Raw genomic sequence first — 26,196 nt, forward strand, 5'->3', positions numbered from 1 at the left:
CTGCTCTGGGGCATTAAATTCGCGGATGCGCGCGAACATAATTTTGGGGCTGACCTCTCTCTTTTGCCTGGCCATGGCGAACACCCTTCTCGCCGATACCGCCACGGCGGAGGGGAAACCGCAGGAAAACGTCAGTCACGTATTCCAGCCGGAGCGACGCGACTTCACGCCGGAACGGCTGAAGCAATTGAAGTTGCCGCCCGGCTTCAAGGTCAACGTGTTCGCCCAGGGGCTCGGCAATCCGCGCATGATTGCCGTGGGAGATGACAACACGGTTTATGTCACCTGCCTTGCTCAAGGCTCGGTGGTGGCGTTGCGCGATAAACAGGATCGGGGCATCGCGGATGAACAGTTGACCATCGTTTCGGATTTAAAGGGTGTTCATGGCATTGCGATTCACGAGGGTGATATGTATCTCGGCACGGTTCGCAAAATTTACAAGGCGCATCTCCTCGGCGGCGGCAAGGTGGAGAAGCCGGAGCCATTGAAAGGTCCCGATCTGCCTGAAATGGGAATGCATTGGAAACGGACGCTCGGCTTCGGGCCGGATGGGATGCTCTACATTTCGATGGGAAGCACCTGTAATAGTTGCGAGGAGAGCAATCCGGAGAATGCCGCGATTCTCCGCGCCAAGCCGGATGGGACGGAACGAAAAGTTTTTGCCAGCGGTTTGCGCAATACGCTCGGGTTCGACTGGCATCCGGAGACGCATGAACTCTGGGGTGTCGATAATGGTTCAGATGATCGCGGCGACCAGGTGCCGCCGGAGGAGTTGAACCTGCTCGTGGAAGGCGGCTTTTACGGCTGGCCCTATTGCTTCGGCGATAAACAGGTGGATGCCCTGGCCCCGCAACCGAAGGGCAAAACCAAGGAGCAAATTTGCGCGACTTCGATTGCCCCGGTGCTCACTTATACCGCCCACGCCGCGCCGATCGCGATGACTTTTTATACGGGCAAACAATTTCCGCCGGCATACACGAACGATGCGTTCGTGGTCTGGCGCGGTTCATGGAACAGGTTGCCACCCAGTGGTTACTGCGTCACGCGCGTGCATTTTGAGGATAATAAGCCGGTGAAGTTCGAGGATTTTTTGACCGGGTTCCTGATTGAAGATGGCAAGGCCCAGTTCGCGCGCATCGCTGGCATCGCGATGACCCGGGATGGCTCTTTGCTTGTTTCCGATGACGAGAATGGTATCATTTACCGCGTCTCCTACGGCAACGGCAAAGTCCCTGCCGAGAGTGCTCATGGCAGTGAAGCGAAATAGAAAAATATGTGCGCCGGCGTTCACGCTCATCGAGCTGCTCGTGGTCATTGCCATCATCGCCATCCTCGCGTCGTTGCTGCTGCCCACGCTCGCGCGGGCGAAGAGCAAGGCGCGGCAGGCGAGTTGTTTTTCCAACCTGCGACAAATTGGACTCGCCTTCGCGCTTTACCTCGGGGATCACGAGGATCGCTTTCCGGACCGTCGCGATTTGAAGAGCAGTTTGCCCGGCGGCTTTCATCCTTGGACGAGTTGGCCGCCCTCCGATCCGCGTGGCGGCTGGGCGGCAGTAGTGTTGCACACTGAAATTGCCAATTACAACATCTGGTCCTGCCCGTCCGTGGCAGCGTCGCCGATTGGCACCGCCATCCAGGCCGTGCAATCGCTCGACACCACCAACGATGCGCCGGTCAGCCGCTATTGGCTCTGGCGCTTTGATCACATCGATGACGTGATACCGTCCGATAATTTTTGGAACAAGACGCAACTCCAATGCGTGAATGATTTGAAAGACACCACGAACAACACGACGCTCGGCGTGATCAATGGCACGTCCGATGTGGAATTGGTGGTCGATCCTTATTTTCCATCGACGATCCCGACCGTGGCGCCGGAGTTGAAAGGCCAGACCGTCCATCCCGGCGGCCGCAACCGCCTGTTCCTCGACGGCCACGCCGAGTTCAATAAAGACGCCCGCCTCAGCGGTGTGCGAGCTTATTGAGTCATCAACGCCGCAAACCGCAGTCCGCGCGTGCTTATCCGCAATTCCTTGAAACCAAAAGTTTCCATGATGCCCTCATATATCACCACTCCCGGCAGGATGACATCCGCACGTTTCTTCGGCAGTCCAACGATATTTTTGCGCTCTGCCAGTGAGAGCGCCCAAAGCTTTTCCGCATGCGCCTGCACCTGCTCCAGCGAAAGCCGCGTGGCCTCAATGCGCTCGCGATCGTACGAATTGAGTCGCGCCTCCATTCGTGCGAGAATCGTCGTCGTGCCACCCGTGCCGACCAGTTGCACGGCTCGGTGTTCCGTATCCATCTTGGTTTCCTTCTTCAACGCCGGTCCGAGCTTGGGCACCACGGTCGATTCCAAAAATGTTTTCACCTTCTCGCGACAGGCAGCAAGTTCCCTGGCGGTGGGCGGATCGCTCACGGTAAGTTTTTCGAGCAGCCGCACCGTGCCCAATTGAAAACTCTCTCGAAAATGTTTGCTCTCCCCCTGCCCCAAAATAAACTCCGCGCTGCCGCCGCCCACATCCAGCAGCAGCAACGGTTGCTGCGCCAATTCCGGATCGCTCGTCACCCCTTGAAACGCCCAGTCCGCCTCCTGCTCGCCCGAAATGATTTCGACCTTCAAGCCGGAAGACTTTTCAATCGCCGAGGTCAGTTCGTGGGAGTTTTTGGCATCGCGTGCCGCACTCGTGGCGATGACTCGTGTCGAAATCGCCTTCAACTCGCGCGCCTTGTCTGCAAAGGCAGCGACCGCCGTGGCCGTCTGGGCAATTGCCTGGGGCTTCAATTCATGCGTCTCATAAAATCCCGCGCCCAACCGCGTCTGCTCGCTATCCTCCAACACCGGATCAACCTGGCCATCCGCGACATCGCCCACGAGCAACTTGATGGAATTCGTGCCAATATCAATCACGGCCCGACGAACTTGGTTGGTTGCAACGCTGGACATTTGGATTACTTCGTTTCCTTGCGAGCCAACACCGCGCCACCCGTGATGCCCGCATCGTCACCCAGCTTCGAAGCCAATATTTTCACACCCTTGTCCGAACCGGGAAAGGCATGTTCCCGCGCACATTCTATGATCACGGAAAGCATTTCATTCTCCAGCGCATCCATGAGCCCGCCGCCGATCACCACCACTTCCGGGCTCAAAACATTAATTAAATTCGCCACGGCAATGCCGGTATATTTGGCGGCTTCCTCAACGATGTGCTCGACGAACTTGTCACCTTGTTTAATGGCCTTGCGCAAATCACCGCTCCGCAAATCCTTCAAGTCGCTGCCCAGCATTTCGGTGAGCACTGTTTTCTGGCCATCCTTCACCGCTTCCAAAATCTGCCGAAATAAAGCCGAGCGACTGGACAACGCCTCCCAACAACCACGATTGCCGCAGGTGCACTTCGGCCCATTCACTTCCAGCACCATGTGGCCCACCTCACCCGCTGTCCTATTGAATCCCGAGAAAGGCTTTCCTTCAATAATCAGGCCGCCACCAATGCCGGTGCCGAGAAAGATACCCACCATATTGCGCGGCTTGGATTCCAGCTCCACCTCGTGCACCCCGAGAGTGCAAACATTGCAATCGTTGCCCAGAAAAACTGGCACTTCCAACTGCTTCTCCAGCTCCTTCTTGAGCGAAACATCCTTCCACCCGAGATTGCCGGCGAACATCACCTTGCCGCTTTCGGGATCCACCGCGCCGGGCGAACCAATGCCCACACCCCGCACTTGTTTCAAATCCAGGTCGCATTCGTCCACCGCATCCTGCACACAGCGCGCCACCCGCTCAATCACCGTCGACGTGCCGCGCTCGGGCTTGGTGCTCATCTTCGAGCGACCGACAATTTTCAGGGATGGCGTGAAAACACCCGCCAGAATCTTGGTGCCACCCAGATCCACCCCGACCAAATACTCCGCTTTGCTGTTTGCTTCCGCCATAACATTACTTCGTTTGTTTAATTCCAGGCGCACGGGTGCTTTGGCAGCACTCACAACGCGGACAATTGAACTATCTACCAGCCAGGTTGGCTTCGATTTTGCGTCTCAAATCCGCGTTAATTTCATCCGGCAGACGGTTGCCATCCACGATGTTGAATCCATAAATGGATTGCAGGCGCCTGAACTCATTCGCCATCAAACCCTGGTACTTGAGAAAGCTGTCGAACATTTCCCGCGAAAGACCGAGATCCATGCCGCTCTCCCAATAATCCAGCGAATGGTTTTTTGCAAAATTGCGCTGCACCAGTTGTTCCGGCGATACATTCAAATAAAACACCGCGTCAGGAACGAGAGCGATGCTGTAAAGATTCTTAAGCCAGGCTTCGTCCATGCCGCGCACCAGGTCTCGCGCCATCAAAGTATAAATATAACGATCCGCCAGCACCATGAAACCCGCCTTGAGCGCGGGCAGGATCATGTTCTCCAACTGGTCCGCAAAGTCAGTTGCATAGAAAAGACTCAACGTGGTATGGCTGAGAATGTTGCCGTGTTGAGCCTGATTCAACTCCTCGCTTACCAACGTCGAGCGCTTGAGTCCCACCTGCACAGTAGCATGACCACACCCTTCAAGCCATTCCACCAGCCGGGCAATTTGGGTCGACCGGCCTGAACCATCAGCACCTTCCACAACAATCAATTTCCCCGCGAGGCGGTTGACATCGACATTCGGAATCCCGTGCCCGTAGAAGCGGCGAGTCGACGGGCGCGGCACCACAATCTTTTGGACAGGCATTTTCTCGCGTCTGGCGGATTTTCTTTTCATTGATTACTTAACATGGTTGGCCGCAAACGAGGGCAGATCTATCTTGGCAGCCACCAACTCGCGAACCAGAGTTTGCTGCACTTCGACCGGCTGATTGGCATCCAGGACCGAGAAATTAAACTCGGTGCTCATGGCCAGGTATTGTTCCAGAATGCGGCCTTGAAAAATCCGGAAGCTCTCATAAGGGTCGCTGGAAAGGCGCATGTCCATGCCGGCCTCAAAATATTTGAGCTGCGGGCGTCCATCCAGGATGCGTTGCAGCGAGACCTCCAATTGTGCCTTAAAGAAAAAGGTCAGATCGGGATGGGCGGCAAAGTTATAAAGACCCCGCACCCACTCGGGCGGGCAGCCACGAACGGTGTCACGCGCAAAAGCAGTAAAAATGTAACGATCACACAAGACAAGATAACCGGCGCGCAACAACGGAACCAGTTGTCGTTCATAGCGATCAGCAAAATCGGTGGCGTGAATCAGGCTGAAAGTTGTGGGCGTGAGCAATTCACGCTTCTTCCCTTTGCTGGTGGCACTTTTGACCAGTTGCGAGGAATTCCATTCGCTAAAGAAGACCTTGAAGCCCTGCAATTCAAGCCAACGCTTGAGCAGATAAATCTGGGTGGATTTGCCTGAGCCATCCAATCCTTCCACCGCGATCAGGCGCCCAGGAAAACCGAGTTCAGCAAAAGTCTTCGTCATGTCCGAAAAGGAAAATAAACCACCTTGGGATGATGACAATGTTTTTCGCGGCGGGCCGTAACACAGATGTAACTCGCCTTTCACCAAAAAGTTGCTATTATTAACAGACGTAACTATGGGAAGTGCTCCGAAAAAGTATGAAACCGCTCAATTCATTAACCGTGAGCTGAGCTGGCTCGAGTTCAACCAACGCGTGCTGGACGAGGCGTTGGATGCCAAGAATCCACTGCTCGAACGGGTGAAGTTCTTTTGCATTACCAGCTCCAATCTGGACGAATTTTTTGAAGTTCGAGTTGCAGGAGTAAAGCAGCAGATTGAAAGCGATGTGGTGGAACGGAGTGTGGATGGGCTGACGGCCACCGAGACTTTTAAAGCAATTACCCGCCGGGTCCGGCGCATGGTGGACCAGCAATATACCTGCTGGAATAACGAACTCCGCCCGGCTCTGGAGAAAAACGGCATCCATTTTCTTTCTTTCGATCAGCTCAGCAAGGAGGACCTGGCGTGGGTGGAGGAATATTATCGCGCGCAGGTGCGTCCCGTGGTAACGCCCCTCGCCCTGGATCCGGCCCATCCCTTTCCCCAATTACTCAATAAATCGCTCAACATTATCGTGCGATTGGAAATGATGCAGGCGGGACAAATGTTGCGACACCTGGCCGTAGTGCAGGTGCCACGCGTGTTGCCGCGACTGGTAAAACTGCCGCGTGAAAATGGGCGTCAGGATTACATTTTCCTGGGTAACCTGATTGGCCATTACCTGGCCGACCTTTTCCCCGGCACACAGATTCTGGGCTATTGGCACTTCCGCGTCACGCGCAACAGCGAGTTGTATATCGATGAGGAAGAAGCCGCCAATCTGCTGAAAGCGGTGGAAAACGAGTTGCACAACCGTCGCAAAGGAGATGCTGTCCGCCTGGAAGTGGAACGGGACTGCCCGTTTGACCTCCGCAACGCTCTCCTCGGTACCCTCAAACTCACCGAGGACGACCTTTACATCATTGATGGACCACTGAACCCCACGCGGCTGATGGCCGTTTATGAAGGGGACCATTCGCCGGAACTGCGTGACCCGCCGTTCGTGGCGCCCGTTGCCGCTGCGCTAGCGGATCAAAGCGATTTATTTGCCGCGATCCGGGAGCGGGACATACTGTTGCATCATCCGTATGAGACGTTCGATACCGTAGTCAAATTTTTGCAGCAAGCCGCCGAGGATCCCAAGGTGCTGGCCATCAAGCAAACCATGTATCGCACGGGCGGCGATCAACGCATCGTTGGTGCCTTGATGAATGCCGTGAGAAACGGCAAGCAGGTCACGGCGGTGGTGGAGTTGCGGGCGCGGTTTGACGAAGCCAATAACATTCAATGGGCGCGGCAGTTGGAAGAAGCCGGTGTGCACGTGGTTTATGGACTCGTGGGCTACAAAATCCACGCGAAGATGTGCCTCGTGGTGCGGCGTGATGAGGACATCATCCGCCGTTATGTGCATGTGGCGACAGGCAATTATAATCCGACCACCGCGCGGCTTTATACTGATATCGGCTTGCTCACCTGCCGGCCAGCCTTCGGTGAAGATGCCACCAATCTTTTCAACCTGCTCACCGGCATTTGCCAGTTTCAAGGCACGCAAAAGCTGTTGGTCGCACCGTTTGAACTGCATGACCGCATGGTGGAACTCATTCAACGCGAAACCGAAAATGCGCGCAAAGGTTTGCCCGCCTGTATCATTGCCAAGATGAACGCCCTGGTGGACCAGAAGATGATTGAGGCGCTTTACGAGGCCTCCAAGGCGGGCGTGAAGATCGACCTGATTGTGCGTGGCATCTGCTGTCTCCGGCCAAACGTCAAAGGCCTCAGCGAGAACATCACGGTGCGCAGCATCGTGGACCGGTTTCTCGAGCATAGCCGGATATTTTACTTTGAGAATGCGTGTCAGCCCGAATTATTTGTGGGCAGTGCGGATTGGATGCCACGCAATTTCTTTCGCCGCATTGAAGTCGTTTTCCCGGTCGAAGACGGCAACCTGCGCGAGCGCATTATCAGCGAGATACTGGCCCTGCAATTGAAGGATAATGTTAAAGCGCGAATCATGCGGCCGGATGGAAGTTATGCGCGCGCGGTAATAAAGCGCGGGGAAACAGCACACCGAAGCCAGACGGAATTTGTTAAACTCACATTGAATGGCCGGGGCAGTGGAGAACGGGGCAAAAAAGACCGAACCAGATTCCCACGGGTAAAACTGGTGCCCCGCCCATTAGCGCTCAAGAAGTGATCCCTCGTCACTTGAAAAGACAAGGAATGGTTGCTGCACCGCGGGTAAATGGTTAGCGAGCCGATTTCCGCACTCATGAAACAGGACCATGACCGCTACAATTCACCCGCGTGAATCGCCTGGAGACTGGTCGATTTATACAGCCCGCTCCCTTCCACCCCCCACGGCCCGATAACTCCGACAGGCGGCAGCGCAATGTTTTTGGATATAGTGCAGCCTGAAGGTTCCCTACTGCGTGAGCACGCGGTAGTAATGGAAAGGATCGTCTGGCGACTGCTCATGCAGGTAGGTGAAATTCCCTTCACCATCGGAGTTTGCGGTTCCGAGCGTAGTCCAGTTCACCAGATCCGTTGAGGTTGAAATGTAGTAAAGTCTGGCCTCATCACCAGAGAATCGCAGCTGTGCCTGGCTATTGACATATTGCACGCTTAGATCTGTCACTGGCTTCGTGGGATAAAGATCCCGAATCCGATTGGCGCGGTAGCAGGCATATCCTTTGTAGGTTGAGCTGGTATTGCCATAATCAAACACGGCAAAATCAAACACCACCTCGGGAACCGCGTCGTGCGTTACTTCCTGAATGCGGGCCATGTGCGCATTGGTCGAGTACTGACTGCAGGGCAGGTTATTCACATAAGCGGTATCAGCATACGTAATCAATACATTGCCGCTCTGATTCATCCATTCCGTATCGCCTCTTGAGACCGAGTAAATCGGTGTCGCCGGGCTCGCGCCATATTCCCATACCTGGGACACTTCCATGCGTTCCTCATCAATCTGGTATTCCACTGCGCGGCTGTAATTTTGCGAGTCAGGCAGGGGGGGAGTGGCGAAAGGGCTGCCCCGGAAATTTCCATCATCAAAAAGCAGCAATGTTCCTTGAGGCGTGATCTTGGTGGCATGCTGCCCGTATTGCCACTCAAATGGCTCACCTACCGGAGTGAGCAGGTAAGGTTGAAACTCTGGCCCCCAGTTATCGTGCGTACCAAGAATCCATTTAAGCTGGCCCGTCGCCCGTGAAAATTTGACCACTGCGTTCTGATGCCGCAGGGATACGATCAGTGAGTTGTCCCGAGGATCTTCAGTAATTGCATTCGCATGCATCCAGTCCACCCCGTAGGCACTGGCAGGGCTGCTGAACGTGAGATAGCTGATTCTTCGGGGATCGAGGATGTCGATTGGCTGCCATATATTGGCCAGGGCTGCATTGGTTGCCCAAAGTTCAATAACCGGCTGGTGCCAAACATTCGTGGTTTTTGTGAGCGCGTTGGTAATTGTCGCGCTGGTTGGGAAGCTGGTTACCACCCGGGTGGCATCGCTCAAATAAAGAATTGTTCCATGATCCGTTAGGTAGGATTCATGGTTGTACGGCTTGCCTGCCGGCAATGTCCATGTTTTGACCGTCTGTCCCAGCATGTTGATCTCGTTAATGCTGGTTAGCAGGGGAACCCAAAGATCGCCGTTGGAAAGCTGCCTCACGTCCAGGCTGGAAGTAGCGCCACTATACCAGACCACCTCAGCGGCACTGTTCACAATCGTGAGATAACCTTTGCTATCGTTGTTATTCACTGGCCGGAACAAAGTATATCCAGGCTCCATCTTCTCCGGGTTGCTTTGCAACAAGTTAATCGTCGGAAAGTCACTCGGTAATGGAGCGGTGATGAAGGTCAATGGATTCGCAGCCGTTGCTTCGTTCCCGAGCCTGTCCTTCACGGTGACCGTGATTACATTGGTTCGATTCGCCTTGAATCCCAGCAACGGCATCGAATGCACAGTGCTGTAATCGTAGAAATTTTTCGTCCAGGTGTTTGTCCCCTCATTTACAGACACACTGATCCTTGAAGGCTGATCGGTGGTGAGTTGAAGGGTCCCGGCCAGCGGCGCATTCACCGCACTGGTGAATGATGGCGGGGAGACAATTGTTAATGCCTGCAAACTGGTGGAAACAGTTAAAATCGCAGACCAGACACACAAAGGCATTAATCCACGCCTTAAAGAACGGCACGACCTGACTTTCATATAAATATAATGCGCACGAGCCTAAATATTTTGTCGGCAGTGTCAACATGTCTTATGTCAGACATTAGCCAACCGATGCTGGATCGAATGAGCCGGCATCAGGGCTTAAGACGCAAACGGAGAAGAAAGGTTTCAGGAAATAATTGGCGTCAGTTCCATGTTGGTCATGGCGCTCTCGTGGAAAGCAAATCAGAATGGCATCACCTACATCCGTCATTGATTTGAAACCAATGCTGCCATCGCGACGGTTCATCCATCGTGCATGATCTGAACTTAGGCCGATGGAAGGAGAAACTTTAGCGACCGGAGTTTACTTTTGTGTAAAACTCTCGGCCAAGGCCACGGCCTTCAGCATGGCTTTGGATTTGTTCACGGTCTCGTCGAATTCCCCTTCCGGCGTTGAATCATTCACCCAACCGCCACCCGCCTGAACATAGGCCTTCCCATCCTTGATGAGTGCAGTGCGAATGGTAATGCAGCAATCGAGATTGCCGTTGAAGGAGAAGTAGCCTACACAGCCGCCGTAAGTGCCGCGCTGGGTTTGTTCGAGTTCTGAAATGATTTGCATGGCTCGCACCTTCGGCGCGCCGCTCAGAGTGCCGGCAGGAAACGTCGCGCGCATCAAATCGTAAGGGGTTTTGCTCGCGGAGAGATTGCCTTCCACCTGCGATACGATGTGCATCACGTGACTGTACCGCTCGATGACCATGAGATCTTTGACCTGCACCGTGCCGTAATCGCAAACGCGCCCGAGATCGTTGCGCGCTAGATCGACCAGCATGACATGTTCGGCGCGTTCCTTGGGATCGGCGAGCAAATCCTTTTCGTTCTTTAAATCCTGTTCATCCGTCTTGCCACGGGGACGGGTGCCGGCGATGGGCCGGATTTCGACCTTATGGTCTTCGCAGCGAACATGCAACTCGGGTGAAGCGCCAACGAGCGAGAAACCGTCGAGTTCCAGGAGGAACATGTACGGCGAAGGATTGATGGATCGGGCAGCGCGATAAATATCGATTGGAGCGGCTTTGACGGGCGTGGAAAAGCGTTGCGACCCGACTACTTGAATGATGTCCCCCGCCCGGATGTATTCCTTGGCCTTGAGCACGTTGGCCATGAATTTTTCCTTCGTGACATTCGATTCGAACGGCAGGGAGGGAACATCAGTGGGCACGGTCACCGGCTTGTAATTGCTGGGTTGCTCCAAAAGGGAAACGAGGCGATCCACTTCAGCCACGGCGTTTTCATAGGAATCTGCCGGAGTCACACCTTCCTCGAGAATGGCGTTGACGAGAATGGTCACCGTTTGGGCGACGCGATCAAAGATCAGCAATTCATCCGCGATCAGGAAATACATCGTGGGGGTCTTGAGTTCATCCTTGGCGGGACGCGGCACGACCGGCTCAACATCGTGAATGAATTCATAGCCGATGAAGCCGACGGCACCTCCGGTAAAACGCGGCAGACCGGGAATGGAAACAGCGCGGTAACGCTTCATGATCCGCTCAACCACTTCAAGCCCGTCGTGGACGCATTGTGAGCAGTCGGGGCGGGCCTCGCGGATGGCGAATTTCTCAATGACTTTGCCATTCTCGATCACTTCCACGCGGTCGCCGGTCTGGCGGATGATGGCGCGGGGATTGCAACCGACAAAGGAGTAGCGGCCAAGATGTTCGCCGCCTTCGACGGATTCAAAGAGGAACGATTCTCCTTGTCCGCGGATTTTGTGATAGGCAGAAAGTGGTGTTTCGAAATCGGCAAGAATGCGGCGGGTGACCGGGATGAGGTTCCCCTGCTTTGCCAATTCCGTAAATGATTCAAGCGTTGGTGAATACATGGCGTATCCTGACTGGGTTGAATGTTAACTCATCACCCGGCGCAGACGCCAGACAGAAAGCAGTGTGTAGAACGCCACGGCGACTGCGTACGAAACAATGCCCAAGCCAATGGCCACGGGAATCAGGGAAAGATCACCAAAATACATCAAGGCGCCGCCAACGGCCGCCGTGAGCGTCGTCTGGGCGAATAGACAGAAAAGATAGAGCGAAATGCGTGTTTCCCGAACCCGTTCCACATGCCAATGGCGATAGGTTTCCTCTCCAAGAGATCGCATCAGCCAGGCTTGTTGGAAATTCCGTGCGGCTACGAGCACGCTGGAGGTGCTAATGACGATGGCGGATAGCGGCCAGGCAGCCAGGGAAAGGCACATGACCAGGTTCAACAACATGCCCCACCTCCAGCCGAGTTTCTTGGCGAGGGGGTTACCTTCGAGCATTAAAGTGGGCGTGGCGACCCAGGTGCTCAGGAAATCCATGGCCCGGGAAAAGGCCAATAAACTGAGCATGATGAAGTAATCCGGGCTGCCAAATGGAACTGTTCCATCCATCACTTCTTGCCGTAAATCTGTTCCGGCGTCTCCAACTGCGGCTCAGTCGTCTTAAAACCGTCGCCACTCTCCTCAACCGAACGGAAGAAGCAGGATTTGTAGCCTTCGTGACAAGCCGCACCGATTTGCTCCACCTGGATCAAGAGCGTGTCGCCATCGCAATCAAATGCGATGTCCTTGACGGTCTGAGTATGGCCGCTGCTTTCGCCTTTCATCCAGAATTTTTGGCGGGAGCGACTCCAAAAGTGGGTCTTGCCAGTCGCGATGGTGGTTTCAATGGAGGCACGGTTCATCCAGGCCATCATGACAACACGGCCAGTGGATTGCTCTTGGATGATGGCAGGAATCAGTCCGTCCGAATTAAACTTTAATTTGTCGTAAAAGCTCATTTGCAGTGATCAAATTAGCATATTTAAACGTTTGTAGGAAAGGACTAACGGGATCAACTGCTGGGCAGATGTATCTTAATGCCGCCACAATCCGGTGGAAAAACACTTGGTTTTGCGAATTGGCGCAACTCCGAAATCCCACCACGGCTAATGCATCACCAATAGAACCCGCCCTGAGCCAAATATTTAAACGAACTGGCCTGACGCAAAATAAACTATAAAATACCCTCATTGAGTTCGGGCAATGAGGGTATTTTAAAAACGGTTGGACCCCGTGTCGAGAGAAATGGTGTGGCGGCAAACTTTCTGAGGGGAGAATGCGTCCACCCGGGGATCAACTCACCCGCGAGCTCTCGGCCCTGTTAGTTTTTCGGGACGACGGCAAAGGCGACGGCAGCCAGGACGCAGATGAAGGCAGCGACGTAGTTCCAGCGAATCCGGTCGCCCAGATATAGCATGGCGAAAACGCAGAAGACACAGAGGGTGATGACTTCCTGGATGATTTTAAGTTGCGGGGCGCTGTAGACCGAATTGCCATAGCGATTTGCCGGCACCTGCAGCACGTATTCAAAGAAAGCGATACCCCAGCTCACAATGATGACTTTCCATAAAGCCGAACCTTTGTGCTTCAAATGACCGTACCAGGCGATGGTCATGAAAACGTTTGAGAAAACCAACAGAACGATGGGAAACCAACGGGATTGTAGAACAGCTGGCGGAAGACTCATAAACGAACGGGAATGTTTTGTTTCGCTAGAAATTGTTTTACGTCGGCGACAGTGTATTCGCCGTAATGAAAAATACTGGCCGCGAGAACGGCATCGGCTTTGCCTTCCAGCAACACCGCGGCCATGTGTTCCAATGAACCAGCACCGCCGCTCGCAACGACTGGCACGCCGACCGACTCGCTGACTCGACTGGTGATGACGAGGTCGAAACCGGCCTTGGTGCCGTCGGCATCGATGCTGTTGAGGACGATCTCACCGGAGCCTAGTGAAACGGCTTTTTTGGCCCATTCGACAGCGTCGAGGCCGGTGGATTTGCGGCCGCCATGCGAAAAAACTTCCCAACGGTCAGGCGCAACTTTCTTAGCGTCGATGGAGACAACGATGCATTGACTGCCAAACTTTTCAGCCCCGGCGCGGATGAGATCGGGATTGGCAAGGGCGGAGGAATTGATGCTGATTTTATCCGCCCCTGCGCGGAGCATGGTATACATGTCATCCACGGTGCGGATGCCGCCCCCGACAGTGAGAGGCATAAAACATTGCTCGGCAGCACGTTCAATGACGCTGACCATGGAAGCACGACCCTGGGCACTGGCGGTGATATCGAAGAAAACCATTTCGTCAGCACCCTGCTCATTATAGCGAAGAGCGAGTTCCACCGGATCGCCAACGTTGCGCAATTCGCCAGCTTCGGCTTTGCCAAATTGGACGCCGCGGGTGACGTGGCCATCATGGACATCGAGACAAGGAATAACGCGTCGGGCGAGCATGATTCTAATTATTACGTTTTAAATTGGTACACTATAATGGGCTGAAGCGGGCTCGTGGCCATATCAGCCGACACGAGGAGAAACATAGCGGGAAAGCGGCTTTGCGCCAAAGAATTTCGGCCTAACCGTTGATTCAGGCGAATAAATGCAGGAGACGAAAGCCTCTACGGCTTTGGTTTTTCCTGTAGGACCAGATCGGAAGGAGGCTCGGGCACGGGAATAATGGCCACCTTGCCATCCCGCCAGACGGCAATGGGGCGACCGGCACGGCGGTGTTCCTCCAAGGCCTGTGCGACAGCGGCTTTGATGCCGCGATCTATTTTTTGCCGCAACTCGATTTTACGTTCCGTAGTCATTCTGTTTGTAACTTTTCGCCTTTGTTGCCCAAGGTGAAGTAAAACGTAGCTCCTTTGTCCACTGCCGCTTCGGCCCAGATTTGGCCGCCATGACGCTGAATGATGCGCTGGACTGTGGCGAGGCCAATACCGTTTCCGGCAAATTCCCTGTCGGAGTGCAGTCGATTAAAGGGTTGAAAGAGTTTTTTGGCATTCACCATATTGAAACCAGCGCCATTGTCGCGCACGTAATAAACGCAAGGCTGGCCTTGTTGTTCTGTCGAGCCGACTTCGATGCAGGGCTGCGCAGTTTTGGAGGTGTATTTCCAGGCGTTGGAAAGGAGATTTTCCAGGGCGGCCTTCAGCAAGCCGCGATCGCCATCGACGATGAGGTCGCACGTAATGTTGACATCCACCTGCCGGGCGGGAAAGGAGGAGAATCCAGCAACGATATCGCGCGCCAATTGGCTTAAATCCACCTGCTCGAGTTTCAACTCGGCGCGAACCACTTGCGACAATCGGAGCAGGTCATCGATCAACTGGCCCATGCAATCACCAGCGTTCCGGATCTTTTGGACCCAGAGATTCTCATCCTTGTCCAGCTTGGCGGTGGACTTTTGAAGCAGGAGACCGGAAAAACCCTGTATGCTGCGCAGAGGTGCGCCGAGGTCGTGGGAAACAGCGTAGGAGAAGGCTTCAAGTTCGTGATTGGCGGCTTCCAACTGGGCCGTGCGGCTTTTGACGCGCTGTTCGAGTTCGTCATGGATCTGGATATTTTCCATGGCAACGGCGGTGGTGTTGGCGAGGGTCTGGAGCAACTCGACTTCCTCGGTGGTGGGCAAATGGCCTTGCGCCCAATAGTTGCCGATGGCACCGAGAGGACAATCAGGGCGGATGGGTACCATGGCCAGGCTTTTGACGAAGGTGGGGCGGTAGGCATCGGCAGGGATGCGAGGATCCTTATAAATATCCTCAATCACTGCTGGCTCGCGGTTGAGCATGACCCAACCGCTGATGCAACTGCTGAGAGGAAAGCGTTGCCCCTTCCAGAGGGGACTGATGGCATCTTCATCGGCATAATGGCAACACTCGCCTTCGCGCAGGACGAAGGTGGCGCCATCGGCACCGGTGAGTTCCCGGGCGGCGTGGCGGACGATGGCCATGACGGTTGGGAGATCGCGCGCGAGGGAAAGTTCCTGAACGGCGGAGACGAGGCACTTCATGGCGCGGTTGCGCCGTGTCAATTGCCGGTTTTGGTAATAACGTTCAATGATGACAGCGAGCTGCCGCAGGTTGTCCTTGTGAACACAATCGCTGGCACCAGCGGCGAAACTGGCCTGGATTTGTTTGCGATCAGAATTCCCGGAGAGGCAAATGATCGGGGTTTCAGGGAGCTTTTTGCGGGCCATTTCGAGCGCCTGGAGACCAGTGAAGCCAGGCATCGCGTGATCGGCCAGAATGAGATCGTAGGGCTCGGATTCAAGTGCAGTGGCAAAGGCGGCGTGACCGTGCACCTGGTTTATGCTGGCGGGGATACCAAGGTCACTCAAAGCTTGCTCAACAAAGAAGGCATCATCCGGGTGATCTTCAAGATGCAAAATACGTAACAACATAGATTAAGCCACAGGTTGCCATAATAAATACCCGATTGGTCATTTTTGCAAGAATTGCGGAGGTAACAGCCTGAACTGGAAAGGACCGAATGCCGGCAATGGACTCCGATCCGGTCCGCCAAACATAATCAATTCTCCCGGTAACGCGTCGATTTCGTGCGATCTTTTTCCATCTCCGCTCGCACCAGGGCAATCTTGGCCCGGATCAACTCGCGATTTTCCTCTTTGGCCACCTTGAGTTCCTCGGTCAATTCATCGATTCGTTGTTCGTAAATTTCATTGCGCTGCTGGATCTGGGATTCAATTTTTGCCAATCGCTCATCGATGGCCAAAGCCCGGAGTGCGGCCGCCTGCTGCGTTTCCATCAACTCGGCCCGTTGCGACAGAAGTTTTCGGACCAGCTTCTCCTTCAACCAGTGACTTAAGTGCGGCAACAAACCTTCCCTCATCACGGCATTCGCCTCGTCAGCACGCCTTTCGGCCAACAGGGCACGCTGCTGCCAGGTTTGCAGGTCATTGGCGCCCTCCGGAATCATGGGCACGACGTTTGAATTCGCCTTCCTGCGGGAAAGCATGGCCAGATTCCAAATGATGATCACCACCAGAAACAAGACGATCGCTGCGCCGCCCCACAACCATCGGAAATCGATTTGACCCACTGCTTTCGGCACCGGCTCCGCTAGGACCACCGGTGTTTCTGCCTGCTGGGTCTCGGTGGTTTCAACTTTGGCCGGCAGAGGCTCGGGCCGGACAGTTTCAGCAACCATGATTTTCGCCGGGTCCAATTCCAGATCGTAGGTGATCAACTGGCGGCTGGATAATACATCGGATGAAATCTGCCGCTCATTCGCAAACCCGGCGTTCTTTAGAAAAAGGTAATCGCCAGCCGGTTTCCTGCCGGCATTCTGAGCTATCTCGGCGGCCCGGCCAACCAAACCAGCTTCTTCCAGAATCCTCGGGCCATTCGTATGCGCCGGTTTTGGAGAGTCAACGAAATTTCCGGCGATGACCATCGCTTCAGCCCGATTGGCGGTCCAGTTGCGAAAGGAATCGATTTGGCCAAGCAACTGCTTCGCTGAAGCGGCATCACCTTGTTGAATCGTAAAGAAGCCCACATTTTTATTGCCGAGACGAATGGCGGCGAAAGCGAACCCGCCCGCAGTTACAGATTGGCTCCTATTTTTCCACGGTTCCGACCAGGCAATCAGCGCTGGGTTTCGCGATAAGATGGCCACCTGCTGCGCGCCGCCTGCTGACTTGAAGGAGGAACAGGTCAGCACGCGGTAAGTCTCCGGCTTCAGATATTGAGCCAGTTTTTTGCAGCTATTCCAATCGGTCACTTGCTGAAGCAGAATGACGTCCGGATGCAGGTTTTTAAGCATCACTGCTGCTTCCTGCAGGCGGATTTCGGTAACCTGCTGCGGCGACACATTGGTTGCCCCCACCAATACCGGGGCAAAATTCCAGGTGGTCAGGCGTATGGTATCGGCTTGGACATTCAGAAGGCAGAAGCAGAAGGCCAGACATGCCAGCCAGCAACCGCGCGCGTAAAATGTTAGAGGCGCGTTCTTGTTCATTCTGCAGTGATGCCAATGAGAAATGGCGCTGGCCCCGCCATGCTTGATACGAAATCGACGCTTTGAACTTCCACGTCCGGCGCCGGATTGATCCAGGTGGTCTCAAACAGCCGGATCTTCATATTTTTGTCTTTGCTTACTTCGTTGCTCCCGGTCCAGGCGACGACCAGATCCTCCGGCGCTGGCGGTTCGCCCGGCAGGACATGCCAGTTGCGAACATCGTGGCCGTAGATGATGGGAACTTCCAGTTGTTTGTTGCTGGTGGCGAGATGGATTATATAAGTGCCAATTTGCGTCCCTTCGTCGCTCGCAGCGCCAAAGCCTGCCGCATGCAGGAAGTGCAGGCGCTGACATTTTTGATGCACCTGGATGTCCTTCGCCTGTTCGGGAAACTTTTTGGAGGAAGGCGATTTGCCAGCGAGCTGGACGACGCCGCGGATGTCCCAGTCCACCCAACCGAGCGTTTGCAAGCCGCTGGGAAGTTCCGCCAGACTGTGGCCCGCGCTGCCAAGCCACGATTCGGTCAACGAGGTGTTGTAAAATTTGCCGAGATCCAACTGCCCGGGCTTGGCCTGCCGATCACGTGCGGGAAAACGCGCTGGCGCAGATTTGGCAGTCGCTGGAGCTTTCCTCTTCTCTGCGGCAAAGATGCGCTCGGGCTTCAACTCGGCAATGTCCATGCGATTGGTCAGCAAGGTTTCCCACGAGGTTCCGCTATCATAAATCCTGCCGTCATAAGCGAGGTTCAACAGCGGGGTATGATGCCGGCAACGAACAATGGGAACCACCGAGCCCGCCAGCCCCATCTGCTGGCGCTTCCATTCACGCCTCGTTTTGGTGACCTGTAGGGATTTAATGGTCATCAACGCAGTGCTGAATTCATAAACATAGGAAGTCGCAATTTGAGGATCGGCCAGTCCCCGGGCTTCCGTCTGGCCCGTCCGCTTGCAGACCGGGCAAAGGAGGACGTTGACATCGGTCACATATTGCGGCACCAGGTCGGACAACCAGTTCGGAATATCCTTTTTGTCGGCCTGATAAGCTTGAATCGCTTCGTAGATCACTTTCAGATTCTTGATGCAGGCTTCCTTTTCCTGCGCAGCCAGCGTGGTCTTATCATCGGCAGACTTGCCTGGCTCCTCGGGTGCAGCGAAGACCGCCGAAGCGGAAGCCCAAATCAGCAATACGAGACAGAACCACGCGATGCGGCTTTTCATAAAACTGGATTCCCAACATTGGTCCGGCCAGCGTTCATAGTATTTTGAGGTTATCTCAACCGGCAACGATGCAGGTGTCAATGCGAAATGGCTGAAAAGGGAGGACTTCAAGTTGCGGATTAGGACGTTGTCCGGTTGGAAATGGTATTCTGTTGGTAGCGGCGCGGACCGACTGATGTCATAATGGCGCAATGAACAAAGTTCCGAAAAGCGCCTACGAGAAAGTTAATGGCCTGGTTTATTTTGCGCGGATGCTGGATAAAATCCGTCTGCATGCGCGTGGCGAGTTGAGGGCTGATTTCCATGCCAATCTGGGCAAAGGGGGCGATGGCCGGTGCACAGATTTTCTAAGGGTGGCGTATGCAGACTTGCGCGAACGTGTGCTCCAGGGTGGTTCGGATGAGGAAATCCTGGAGTGGTGTTTTCAGCAGGGACGCCGATTGAATGACGGTGATGTCACGATTTGGAATCAATTTGCCACGAAGCTGGGCTGGAACGATCCGGCAACGGCAGTGCTGCAGCGCTTTAAAATGGAAAGCGGTTTAAGCCAACGTGAGGACATTTTCACCCTTTTCGAATATTTCGAGGTGGATGAGGGACGGAAGAAGTAGGTCGCTCTGGAAGACGTTGTTACTGCCAATCCCGCTCCGTGGCACTGGCAGCATTCAGGTTAAGTGCCGGGCTGTTTGACTGTCTTATACGTCTCCTCCAGCAGCAGCACCTCAGTCCCGACGGGAACGTCGTCCTTCATGATGTCGTGCGGAAGCAAGACAGGAGCTGCAAACTTCTGCGGTCGCTTTCGATACGAAATCAGCTCAAGCTCCTTGACGAACGTGTCTATCTCTCTTCCGGTGGGCGTCCGCAACCGAATACGCGCTCCGCGATGTACGATGGGGTCTCCCGGCTCGCAGGGAAGGCCAGGAACAAGCACACAGCCCCTGCCCGCAATCTGAAACCGGTCTGCAACTATGAAGAGACGCAACATCGCAAGGAATTGTAAGGACCAAACTCAAGTACGGCCACAGGAAACCGCGCACGAAGGAAGTCCAGGAGCAGCGAATCTCGCACACCGTCCAATACTGAAGGCGCAGCGGCTGTTGATTGCAATTTGTTACACCGCTTTCTTCCGAATTTGTCCAGCCAATCTCTCTCCTTCTGAGAGTCTCCTGGGTGACGCCACGAACTTACGCGCCTCACTGACGGTATCTGGATACCGACCAACGGACGACCAAAATGTAAAAGCACCGCGAACCAAAATCTCGACTTTGCGCCACTGCTCAACATCCTAGTGGCGTGGCGCAGGTGTGGGCCAAGCTGTGACAACAAAGGCGCAACCGGCATTTAGTAAATTAAATTCCCGCCGAAATCAGGAATTCTTCCCGCCTCCACCTCCTTCTTCCACTCATCCAGTTTCGCATTTTCGCCCCAGAACTTCCGGCACAACTCGAAATACTCCAGCACCGTCGCCGGTTCGCCGTGCTCCAGGAGATCTTTGGCCAAACCCATGTTCGGACCAAAGCTGCCTAGGACCGGCGAGCCCGTGTTGTGGCCGGCCGCGAGCAAATGCCGCTTCGCATCTTCCAGCCGGCCTTCTTCCACCGCAATGCGTCCGAGCACCAGGTTCGCGTCATGCACGACGTCCCCGCTCGCCTTCTCCGGCGAGCCGTGGCTGTACTTTTCATTCAACGTCATAGCGTCCTCGGCGAAACGCCGGGCTTCCTCCGTGCGTCCCATGGCCAGGCTCGTCTTCGCAGCGGTGTGCAATGACAGAAATCGCACATACTCATTCGTCCCGTTGTTTACGCCACGCATTGCCTGCGCATACGTGTTCGTCAAGTTCTTCTCCAAGCCCTTATACTCGGGCCGGAGGTGCAGCGGCGGAGTTGCATGTGACGACAGCAGCGAACGGATCAGCCCCTTGAAGCCGGTTGGTTGCTGCGCCCGCGCTTCGGCCAGCCTCTCCCGCAAATCCCGCGTCTCATGCCGCAACTTGATCAGCTCCAGCCGTTCCCGCTGTGCCTGCTCCGCCGCAGATGTTGGTGTCTTGTCCAACGCAACCGCCAGTGTGCTCCGCAAATCCTCCCGCAATGCAGCCTCCTCCGTGCGCAAGTTGCGGATGGTCCGTGCCTGCCAGACCATCGCTACAAGGGCGAAAACAACCGCCGCGCCAAGGATGATGATGAGCAGGCGGAAGGATTTCATGATTGACCTGGGTAATGCAGCAATTGTTTGGTAAATTTGAATTGCATGATGCTGCCTGTATTAAAAGCACTTCCTTTTCATTGCGCCCCACGACAATCTCGCTGGTAGCACACAAAATCAAGCAATGAATGGCATTTGCGCTCTTTGGTGGAAAAGTCAACGAGGCGATGCTGTAGAAGCTGGCTTTGTCCCTTCGGGTCGGTGGTGGATGGTGTGGGCTGAATAGGGGTTAGGCCACGGTCTTGCCAGGCTGATGTCTCTTCACAAATACCTGAGCAATCTTCAAGAAAGGGAGCAAAATGATCCCCCAATAAAGAAGAACCTTCTCCATCACATCCAAGGTGTCGGTCGAGGCTCCTCCATCGGGCGAGAACAGGGGAAAAATGAAAAGCGTAGAAGCGATCGCCAAAATAATCAGGACGCCGAGGGACAGATAGACCCATATCAAACCTTTGAGCAATCGAATTGGAATCTTCATGACATGCGAAGTCACATACGACCCAAGCTCAGCGACCCGGCCCACGGGACGCGTGGATTGCAAAGACAGCACAATGGCCGGGCTCGCTGGGGCGCATGGTCAGGCGGCAAGGTCAACTTCATGGGGTTGGAATCGTTTTTAACGTCAACCCATAGGGAAAGGAAATACCGGCCCGCTTCATGTCGTTGAAAGTATTTTCAACATTGGTCAATTGTGTCTTGTTCGTTGTCGAAAACCAGGAGTTACGTACTGCCATTGTGGCCTTGCCTCCAAAAGCTGCTACAGTTCCAAAAGCCGATTTTTGTAGATTCGTATTAGCCAGCGAGACACCACAGAAAACGCGGCTTTCCATTGGTGCCCATCTGAAAACATCGGCCCGGGAGTCCAGAAGGAAATCAAAACGCGATAAAGGCTCTGATGCGCAAACCACCAGACCGATTCTAATCAGGCTTCGATAACTTGTTGGTTTGCGTTCCACCATATTTCCTAAATGCACGAATGCCGTCCAACGTAGAAAGTTGAGCCACCACCGACTCGCGACAGCGGAACGGCCAGCGCCAACGGCGGTTGACTCCGGCGACTTGTCTCTCATCTCTGTTGACTTTTGTGCCAGATATATCGGACTAGCCATATAAATCTCAATGCGGCTTGCAAAAACATATGTCCCACCAAAACAAATGGAAGGCCAAATAATACTCCGATAATTACCGAACCAATCCAGCCCCGGCCGCTGTGATGAAAACCCTTGGCAAATAAAACACCAGCCACGACCGCCAGGCCGAAAATAAAAGTCAGGTAAACAATGTCAAACCATCGGTTTCTTGTTGCCTTATTTTGCATGACGCGCGAAGTCGCTTAGACCCAAGCTCAGCGACCCGGCCCATGGGTCGCGTGGATTACCACCGGAGCGAAATGGCCGGGTTCGCTGCAGAGCATTGTCAGGCTTATTGTTCATTTGGAGAAACGAGCTACTCCTTTTTGCGATTGTAGGTCACGAGATAGAGTTTCGTGCCGGCACTGGTCTTGAACTCCGTGGGGCGTTTCGCGCCGGAAAGGTCGTAGCAAATGCGGAGTGTATCGCCTTTGAGTTCGTAGATCGCGGGGAAGGTCTTGCCGCTGTTCGGTCCGGCCGTACCTGTAACGGTCATGCTCCTGGGCTTGGTGGTGGAATCGACCGTGTAAGTGCCCCGGTCGGGTTTGTCGCCGACAAAAACTTCATACTTACCGCTCTCCAGCTTGAGGCTGATGCTTTTCAAGATCTCCTCAGCCATGGGCTGTCCGGCCAACTCGGCCTTGGCGGGCTTCCAATTTCCCTGCACCGCTTTGGCGTCGTCGTCGGGCGAGCCGGCAGCGAACGCATTCAGTGAAGCGGCAACAGCGAGGCAGATGTAGAGTAGGTATTTCATGAATTGTGGATTTGTTAAGGGTTATGAACTATAGGACTCGCATAAACGTCTAACGTAGAGCTCAGCGGCCTGGCCCCACGGGAGCCATGAATTGCGACTGTAGCGCGATGACCGGATTGCTGTGACGCATGGTCAGGCTGCATCTGGATGCTTGCTATTTCTGTAGCCGATAAACAGTAAGCGCTATCCCGACAAGGATGTAAACACCGCCAAGGACCATATCACCGCGCTCGAACTGACGATAGGCCATCACAATCCAGAAAATGGCCAGTGCTACAATGACTGCAATCTTCATATTTTTATTCGCTGTTAAGTTTTGTTTTTCCACTGACTCCGCGCAAATCCGGATGAGCCCTGCCACCCAACGACCCACATTCAACGATCATTGGCGAACAAATGCTGAAACGATTTCTCACCACATTTGTCGGTGACATTGTCTTTGGCGGCAGCCAAAATCAAGCCTTGAATGCAACCGCGTCGCGTCGCCGCGAGGTGATATTCGTGGTGTTGTGAGCGGGTCCTTGTCCCTTCGGTTCGGCGGTGGAGGATGGTTGAGGTTGTTGAGCGAAGGGAGAGGAAATTTTAGGAGGCACGGTGGCTATAGACATGCCGGTCCTGCGGACCTTAAGGCGAACGCAGGCTTAGCATCGTATCCTCTCCAGAACCATACACAATAAACCCAAATACTGGAAAAAAGGAATGCTCCGACGAGGCCAGACCACGCAAAATATGCTGGATGCGACAACGTTGCCGGAACAATGCAGTTGGGAATAACCACGCTGAAAGTAGCAGCGATCAAGAAAAGTGTGAGCAACAGCTTTCCCGCAAACCACAATCTTTGTGAAGTTCTTGTTGCCATGAGATCTAACGAACCAAAACTGAGCCACAGCCGGACAAAACGGCGGCTCGAAAGAGGAGCCGCGCTAAACCCATAAGCGGGGTGGCGGTTGGCTCCAGGGTTTTGTCAGGCTTTCATTCATTCCGTTATCGCGATAATAGGTCCTAAATCCATCCGCTTATCGCTTCGTTTGAGCTCGGTCGAATGCAGACTTGAAACGGCGCCATCGAAATACAGCGCATCGGGGCAATGGAGGGTGTCCCGGAACATCGTGGCGAACTCATGAAAGTTGACGGGTGCCTCGCTGATGGCAAAAATAGCCACATCCCGCGAAGGTATCCCCACTCCGTTACGAATAAATCGGTTCTGTGAATCGGGTTTGAACGCAGGATGAATCTTGCCACCTTGAACCAGGAGCGGGCCGGATTGCGTGGCAATGATGGCGCGCTCACGGAGACGAGGATATTCGGACGACTCCACGACCAGCGCACCAGCCTCAGAGACAAGGAAAATACCGTTCGGTTTGAGGAAGAAATTGCCAGTTCCGTTGGTGAGGTTGAGCGGGGAAAGCTGCTTCCCTTCGGAAACCAAAAGACCGACTGCAGAAAAATCGGCGTGATACATCCCACCATTCATTGCAAAGACGAGCTTTTGGCCGCGCGGTTGGAGCCAGGCCGTGAGGCGTTCGAAATTCTTGAATGGCTGCCCAGTCTCATCGCGGTGAAACAACTGGAGCTTTTCCTTGCGGACGTCAACGCGGCAGATGGTGACACGCTTGCCGGCAACCTCAATGGTGCTGAACTCGACGGCTGAAGCCTCGTTGAGTATTAACATCGTCGCAATCCAACCCGTGAACAGCAAACTTTTCATAAATATGGAACGCGCAGAACGCCTGACAATTAATATACAACCGGCGGCTCGTATATTAGATGGATAAATGGACTGAACATCGAACCAGCCATCCAAACAATGAAGGATATTTTCACCGAAATCATCTTGCACTGAACCCCGTGCAGCGTCGTTCCGGCCGACTTGAGCGATGTCGCAATTTTTTAAAAAACTCCTTTTTCATTGGATGTTAAAAAACCTGGAACCACGATGTCGCCGCCAGCGTGTAAAATCAAGATTTGAATGTGACGGAACTCCTTAGTTGCCGGGTGATGAGCATGATGTTGCAATAACAGCCTTGTCCCTTCGGTTCGGTGGTGGAGGATGGTTGGGGTTGTTGGGCGAAGGGAAAGGAAATTTTAGGTGACGCAGGGGCTAAAGGCAGGCCGCTGGACCTTAAGGCAAGTCCCGTTTCGATCAGTGTGCGCAAAACCCGTGTGCGATCACAGCTAAAAATGCCAATGCGGGAGGGCGGAATCTGTGCGGTGTGCCGCGCGGAACTAAGAACGACAGCACAACGGTGAGTAGAAAGAAAATCAGACTCGTGCCAGCCACAGCGTCGCTCGCCTCGCAAGAAATGTAAAAATGCGCCGGGACGAGGGTTAAACTTAGGAATGCTAGAGCATAGCCGACTCGCTTGCCGGAGAATGCTCCAACGCTGATTCTAATTTGCTCGGGCACATTCATGACGTGAGTTAACAGACGTGAACCGCGACAGCGGAACGGAAAGCGGCAACGGCGGTTGGCTCTGGCGAGTTGTTAGGTCGACGGATTACTATCTCGCTTGAATGCATAAGAAATCGCACCACCAATCACTTCCATAATGAATATTACAAACAAACTCAAAACCCATTGGCCGATACCAATTCCAGCAAAGACAACATTGATAAGCCCTGTTAACCAAACCCCAAGGCCAACGTAGTGAAGGTGTCGCCAACGATTGCCCGGAGCCAGGCAAGCACTGATGGTAAATCCCAACGTGCCGAATGACAGGTTGCAAAGCAAAATCGCCCGCAAAAACTGCTGTTCTCCCTTCTGAGTCCCGTTTGCAGCTACGGCTGCTATAAAGCCACCAATTAAGTTAAGAACAAAAATAAGAGCAACGTCCCTCACAATCGGGCCAAACCGGGTCAAGGGTTTCTTTGGCGGCTCTGGCGCCATCGCTGGCAGAGGTGGTGGTAATGTGTCCATATTTTAACGAGCGTAGTCGGCCAACCGCAGAAAACCAAGCCGCCGCTGACCAGCGACATGAACCGCGACAGTGGACGATTGTTATCTCCGCAGCCGATAAAGGGTAAGCACTATGCCGACAACGATGAAAACAATACCAAGGACCATATGGCCGCGCTGGAACTGAAGATACGCCATAACAAGCCAGAAAATGGCCAGTGCTACAATGACAGCAAGCCTCATATTTTCATCCTATGTTAAGTTTTGTTTTTCCACTGACTCCGCGCAAATCTGGATGAGCCACCCCACCTACGACCAAAGCTAAGCGACCACGGCCCACGTGACGCGCGGATTGCAACCGGAGCGCGAAGGTCGGGTTTGCAGCGGTACGTTAGGCGAAAATCTCCGACAATGATGTCGCCATTAGAATGGAATATCAAGCCTTGATAGGCGCGTGAC

General features: G+C 54.1%; 27 protein-coding genes. 4 read left to right on the plus strand and 23 right to left on the minus strand.

Annotated elements, in window-relative coordinates; genetic code table 11:
- Window positions 1-25: 25 nt before the first annotated feature.
- Window positions 26-1,267: a PQQ-dependent sugar dehydrogenase gene (locus CFLAV_RS21700; protein WP_202796939.1), complete on the plus strand. Its 1,242-nt coding sequence runs from the start codon at window positions 26-28 to the stop codon at window positions 1,265-1,267.
- Window positions 1,248-1,985, plus strand: coding sequence for a type II secretion system protein (locus CFLAV_RS21705; protein ID WP_007416986.1), 738 nt, complete (start codon window positions 1,248-1,250; stop codon window positions 1,983-1,985). The genes CFLAV_RS21700 and CFLAV_RS21705 overlap by 20 nt, the downstream gene beginning before the upstream one ends.
- Here the strand turns inward: CFLAV_RS21705 and CFLAV_RS21710 are convergent.
- The 4 genes from CFLAV_RS21710 to CFLAV_RS34635 all read right to left on the minus strand — a co-directional run bounded on the left by CFLAV_RS21710 (window position 1,979) and on the right by CFLAV_RS34635 (window position 5,452).
- Window positions 1,979-2,947: a Ppx/GppA phosphatase family protein gene (locus CFLAV_RS21710; protein ID WP_007416987.1), complete on the minus strand. Its 969-nt coding sequence runs from the start codon at window positions 2,945-2,947 to the stop codon at window positions 1,979-1,981. The two genes, CFLAV_RS21705 and CFLAV_RS21710, sit on opposite strands and share 7 nt — an antisense overlap.
- Before the next feature lie 5 nt (window positions 2,948-2,952).
- On the minus strand, window positions 2,953-3,936 hold the full coding sequence (locus CFLAV_RS21715) for an ROK family protein (protein ID WP_007416988.1): 984 nt from the start codon (window positions 3,934-3,936) through the stop codon (window positions 2,953-2,955).
- A gap of 70 nt (window positions 3,937-4,006) precedes the next feature.
- Window positions 4,007-4,759 carry a dTMP kinase gene (locus CFLAV_RS34630; protein ID WP_007416989.1) on the minus strand — a complete coding sequence of 251 codons (753 nt, stop codon included), beginning with the start codon at window positions 4,757-4,759 and terminating at the stop codon, window positions 4,007-4,009.
- A gap of 3 nt (window positions 4,760-4,762) precedes the next feature.
- Window positions 4,763-5,452, minus strand: coding sequence for a dTMP kinase (locus tag CFLAV_RS34635; RefSeq protein WP_007416990.1), 690 nt, complete (start codon window positions 5,450-5,452; stop codon window positions 4,763-4,765).
- 115 nt (window positions 5,453-5,567) lie between these two features.
- Between CFLAV_RS34635 and ppk1 the strand changes: the two genes are divergently transcribed.
- Window positions 5,568-7,724 carry a polyphosphate kinase 1 gene (ppk1, locus tag CFLAV_RS21730; RefSeq protein WP_007416991.1) on the plus strand — a complete coding sequence of 719 codons (2,157 nt, stop codon included), beginning with the start codon at window positions 5,568-5,570 and terminating at the stop codon, window positions 7,722-7,724.
- A gap of 228 nt (window positions 7,725-7,952) precedes the next feature.
- Here ppk1 and CFLAV_RS21735 read toward each other — a convergent pair whose 3' ends face one another.
- The 10 genes from CFLAV_RS21735 to CFLAV_RS21785 form a co-directional block, all read right to left on the minus strand.
- Window positions 7,953-9,704 (minus strand): aryl-sulfate sulfotransferase, encoded by a 1,752-nt coding sequence (locus CFLAV_RS21735; protein WP_007416993.1) that lies wholly within the window; start codon window positions 9,702-9,704, stop codon window positions 7,953-7,955.
- 349 nt (window positions 9,705-10,053) lie between these two features.
- A complete protein-coding gene (gene trpE, locus CFLAV_RS21745; RefSeq protein ID WP_007416995.1) occupies window positions 10,054-11,577 on the minus strand; it encodes an anthranilate synthase component I in 1,524 nt (507 codons plus the stop codon).
- A 24-nt stretch (window positions 11,578-11,601) separates the two neighbouring features.
- On the minus strand, window positions 11,602-12,126 hold the full coding sequence (locus CFLAV_RS21750; RefSeq protein WP_007416996.1) for a hypothetical protein: 525 nt from the start codon (window positions 12,124-12,126) through the stop codon (window positions 11,602-11,604).
- Window positions 12,126-12,515 (minus strand): phosphoribosyl-AMP cyclohydrolase, encoded by a 390-nt coding sequence (gene hisI / locus CFLAV_RS21755; RefSeq protein WP_007416997.1) that lies wholly within the window; start codon window positions 12,513-12,515, stop codon window positions 12,126-12,128. Before hisI ends, CFLAV_RS21750 begins: the two co-directional genes overlap by 1 nt.
- A 362-nt stretch (window positions 12,516-12,877) precedes the next feature.
- Window positions 12,878-13,243 carry a DMT family protein gene (locus CFLAV_RS21760; RefSeq protein ID WP_007416998.1) on the minus strand — a complete coding sequence of 122 codons (366 nt, stop codon included), beginning with the start codon at window positions 13,241-13,243 and terminating at the stop codon, window positions 12,878-12,880.
- Window positions 13,240-14,013 carry an imidazole glycerol phosphate synthase subunit HisF gene (gene hisF, locus CFLAV_RS21765; protein WP_007416999.1) on the minus strand — a complete coding sequence of 258 codons (774 nt, stop codon included), beginning with the start codon at window positions 14,011-14,013 and terminating at the stop codon, window positions 13,240-13,242. The genes CFLAV_RS21760 and hisF overlap by 4 nt, the downstream gene beginning before the upstream one ends.
- Before the next feature lie 164 nt (window positions 14,014-14,177).
- A complete protein-coding gene (locus CFLAV_RS21770) occupies window positions 14,178-14,369 on the minus strand; it encodes a hypothetical protein (protein WP_007417000.1) in 192 nt (63 codons plus the stop codon).
- The gene (locus CFLAV_RS21775; protein WP_007417001.1) at window positions 14,366-15,961 is read right to left on the minus strand and encodes an ATP-binding protein; all 1,596 of its coding nucleotides are present in this window, start codon (window positions 15,959-15,961) and stop codon (window positions 14,366-14,368) included. Before CFLAV_RS21775 ends, CFLAV_RS21770 begins: the two co-directional genes overlap by 4 nt.
- Before the next feature lie 128 nt (window positions 15,962-16,089).
- A complete protein-coding gene (locus tag CFLAV_RS21780) occupies window positions 16,090-17,538 on the minus strand; it encodes an exonuclease/endonuclease/phosphatase family protein (protein WP_007417002.1) in 1,449 nt (482 codons plus the stop codon).
- The gene (locus tag CFLAV_RS21785) at window positions 17,535-18,755 is read right to left on the minus strand and encodes a hypothetical protein (RefSeq protein WP_007417003.1); all 1,221 of its coding nucleotides are present in this window, start codon (window positions 18,753-18,755) and stop codon (window positions 17,535-17,537) included. Before CFLAV_RS21785 ends, CFLAV_RS21780 begins: the two co-directional genes overlap by 4 nt.
- A 191-nt stretch (window positions 18,756-18,946) precedes the next feature.
- Here CFLAV_RS21785 and CFLAV_RS21790 point away from each other — a divergent pair, with 191 nt between their 5' ends.
- Window positions 18,947-19,366, plus strand: coding sequence for a DUF5069 domain-containing protein (locus tag CFLAV_RS21790; RefSeq protein ID WP_007417004.1), 420 nt, complete (start codon window positions 18,947-18,949; stop codon window positions 19,364-19,366).
- Between the two features lie 59 nt (window positions 19,367-19,425).
- Here CFLAV_RS21790 and CFLAV_RS21795 read toward each other — a convergent pair whose 3' ends face one another.
- The 9 genes from CFLAV_RS21795 to CFLAV_RS21835 form a co-directional block, all read right to left on the minus strand.
- A complete protein-coding gene (locus tag CFLAV_RS21795; protein ID WP_007417005.1) occupies window positions 19,426-19,740 on the minus strand; it encodes a hypothetical protein in 315 nt (104 codons plus the stop codon).
- 356 nt (window positions 19,741-20,096) lie between these two features.
- A complete protein-coding gene (locus CFLAV_RS32835; protein WP_007417006.1) occupies window positions 20,097-20,957 on the minus strand; it encodes a hypothetical protein in 861 nt (286 codons plus the stop codon).
- Between the two features lie 229 nt (window positions 20,958-21,186).
- On the minus strand, window positions 21,187-21,435 hold the full coding sequence (locus CFLAV_RS21805; RefSeq protein ID WP_007417007.1) for a hypothetical protein: 249 nt from the start codon (window positions 21,433-21,435) through the stop codon (window positions 21,187-21,189).
- A 118-nt stretch (window positions 21,436-21,553) separates the two neighbouring features.
- Complete coding sequence (locus tag CFLAV_RS21810) at window positions 21,554-21,916, minus strand: hypothetical protein (protein ID WP_040549738.1); 363 nt, start codon at window positions 21,914-21,916, stop codon at window positions 21,554-21,556.
- A 107-nt stretch (window positions 21,917-22,023) separates the two neighbouring features.
- The gene (locus tag CFLAV_RS21815) at window positions 22,024-22,275 is read right to left on the minus strand and encodes a hypothetical protein (RefSeq protein ID WP_007417009.1); all 252 of its coding nucleotides are present in this window, start codon (window positions 22,273-22,275) and stop codon (window positions 22,024-22,026) included.
- 128 nt (window positions 22,276-22,403) lie between these two features.
- A complete protein-coding gene (locus tag CFLAV_RS21820) occupies window positions 22,404-22,841 on the minus strand; it encodes a TIGR03067 domain-containing protein (protein WP_007417010.1) in 438 nt (145 codons plus the stop codon).
- A gap of 154 nt (window positions 22,842-22,995) precedes the next feature.
- A complete protein-coding gene (locus CFLAV_RS35685) occupies window positions 22,996-23,136 on the minus strand; it encodes a hypothetical protein (RefSeq protein ID WP_007417011.1) in 141 nt (46 codons plus the stop codon).
- Between the two features lie 681 nt (window positions 23,137-23,817).
- Window positions 23,818-24,549: a phosphodiester glycosidase family protein gene (locus CFLAV_RS21830; RefSeq protein ID WP_007417013.1), complete on the minus strand. Its 732-nt coding sequence runs from the start codon at window positions 24,547-24,549 to the stop codon at window positions 23,818-23,820.
- A gap of 777 nt (window positions 24,550-25,326) precedes the next feature.
- On the minus strand, window positions 25,327-25,758 hold the full coding sequence (locus CFLAV_RS21835; RefSeq protein ID WP_150107534.1) for a hypothetical protein: 432 nt from the start codon (window positions 25,756-25,758) through the stop codon (window positions 25,327-25,329).
- Window positions 25,759-26,196: the final 438 nt, after the last annotated feature.

It is taken from the genome of Pedosphaera parvula Ellin514 (assembly GCF_000172555.1).
Lineage (GTDB): Bacteria > Verrucomicrobiota > Verrucomicrobiia > Limisphaerales > Pedosphaeraceae > Pedosphaera.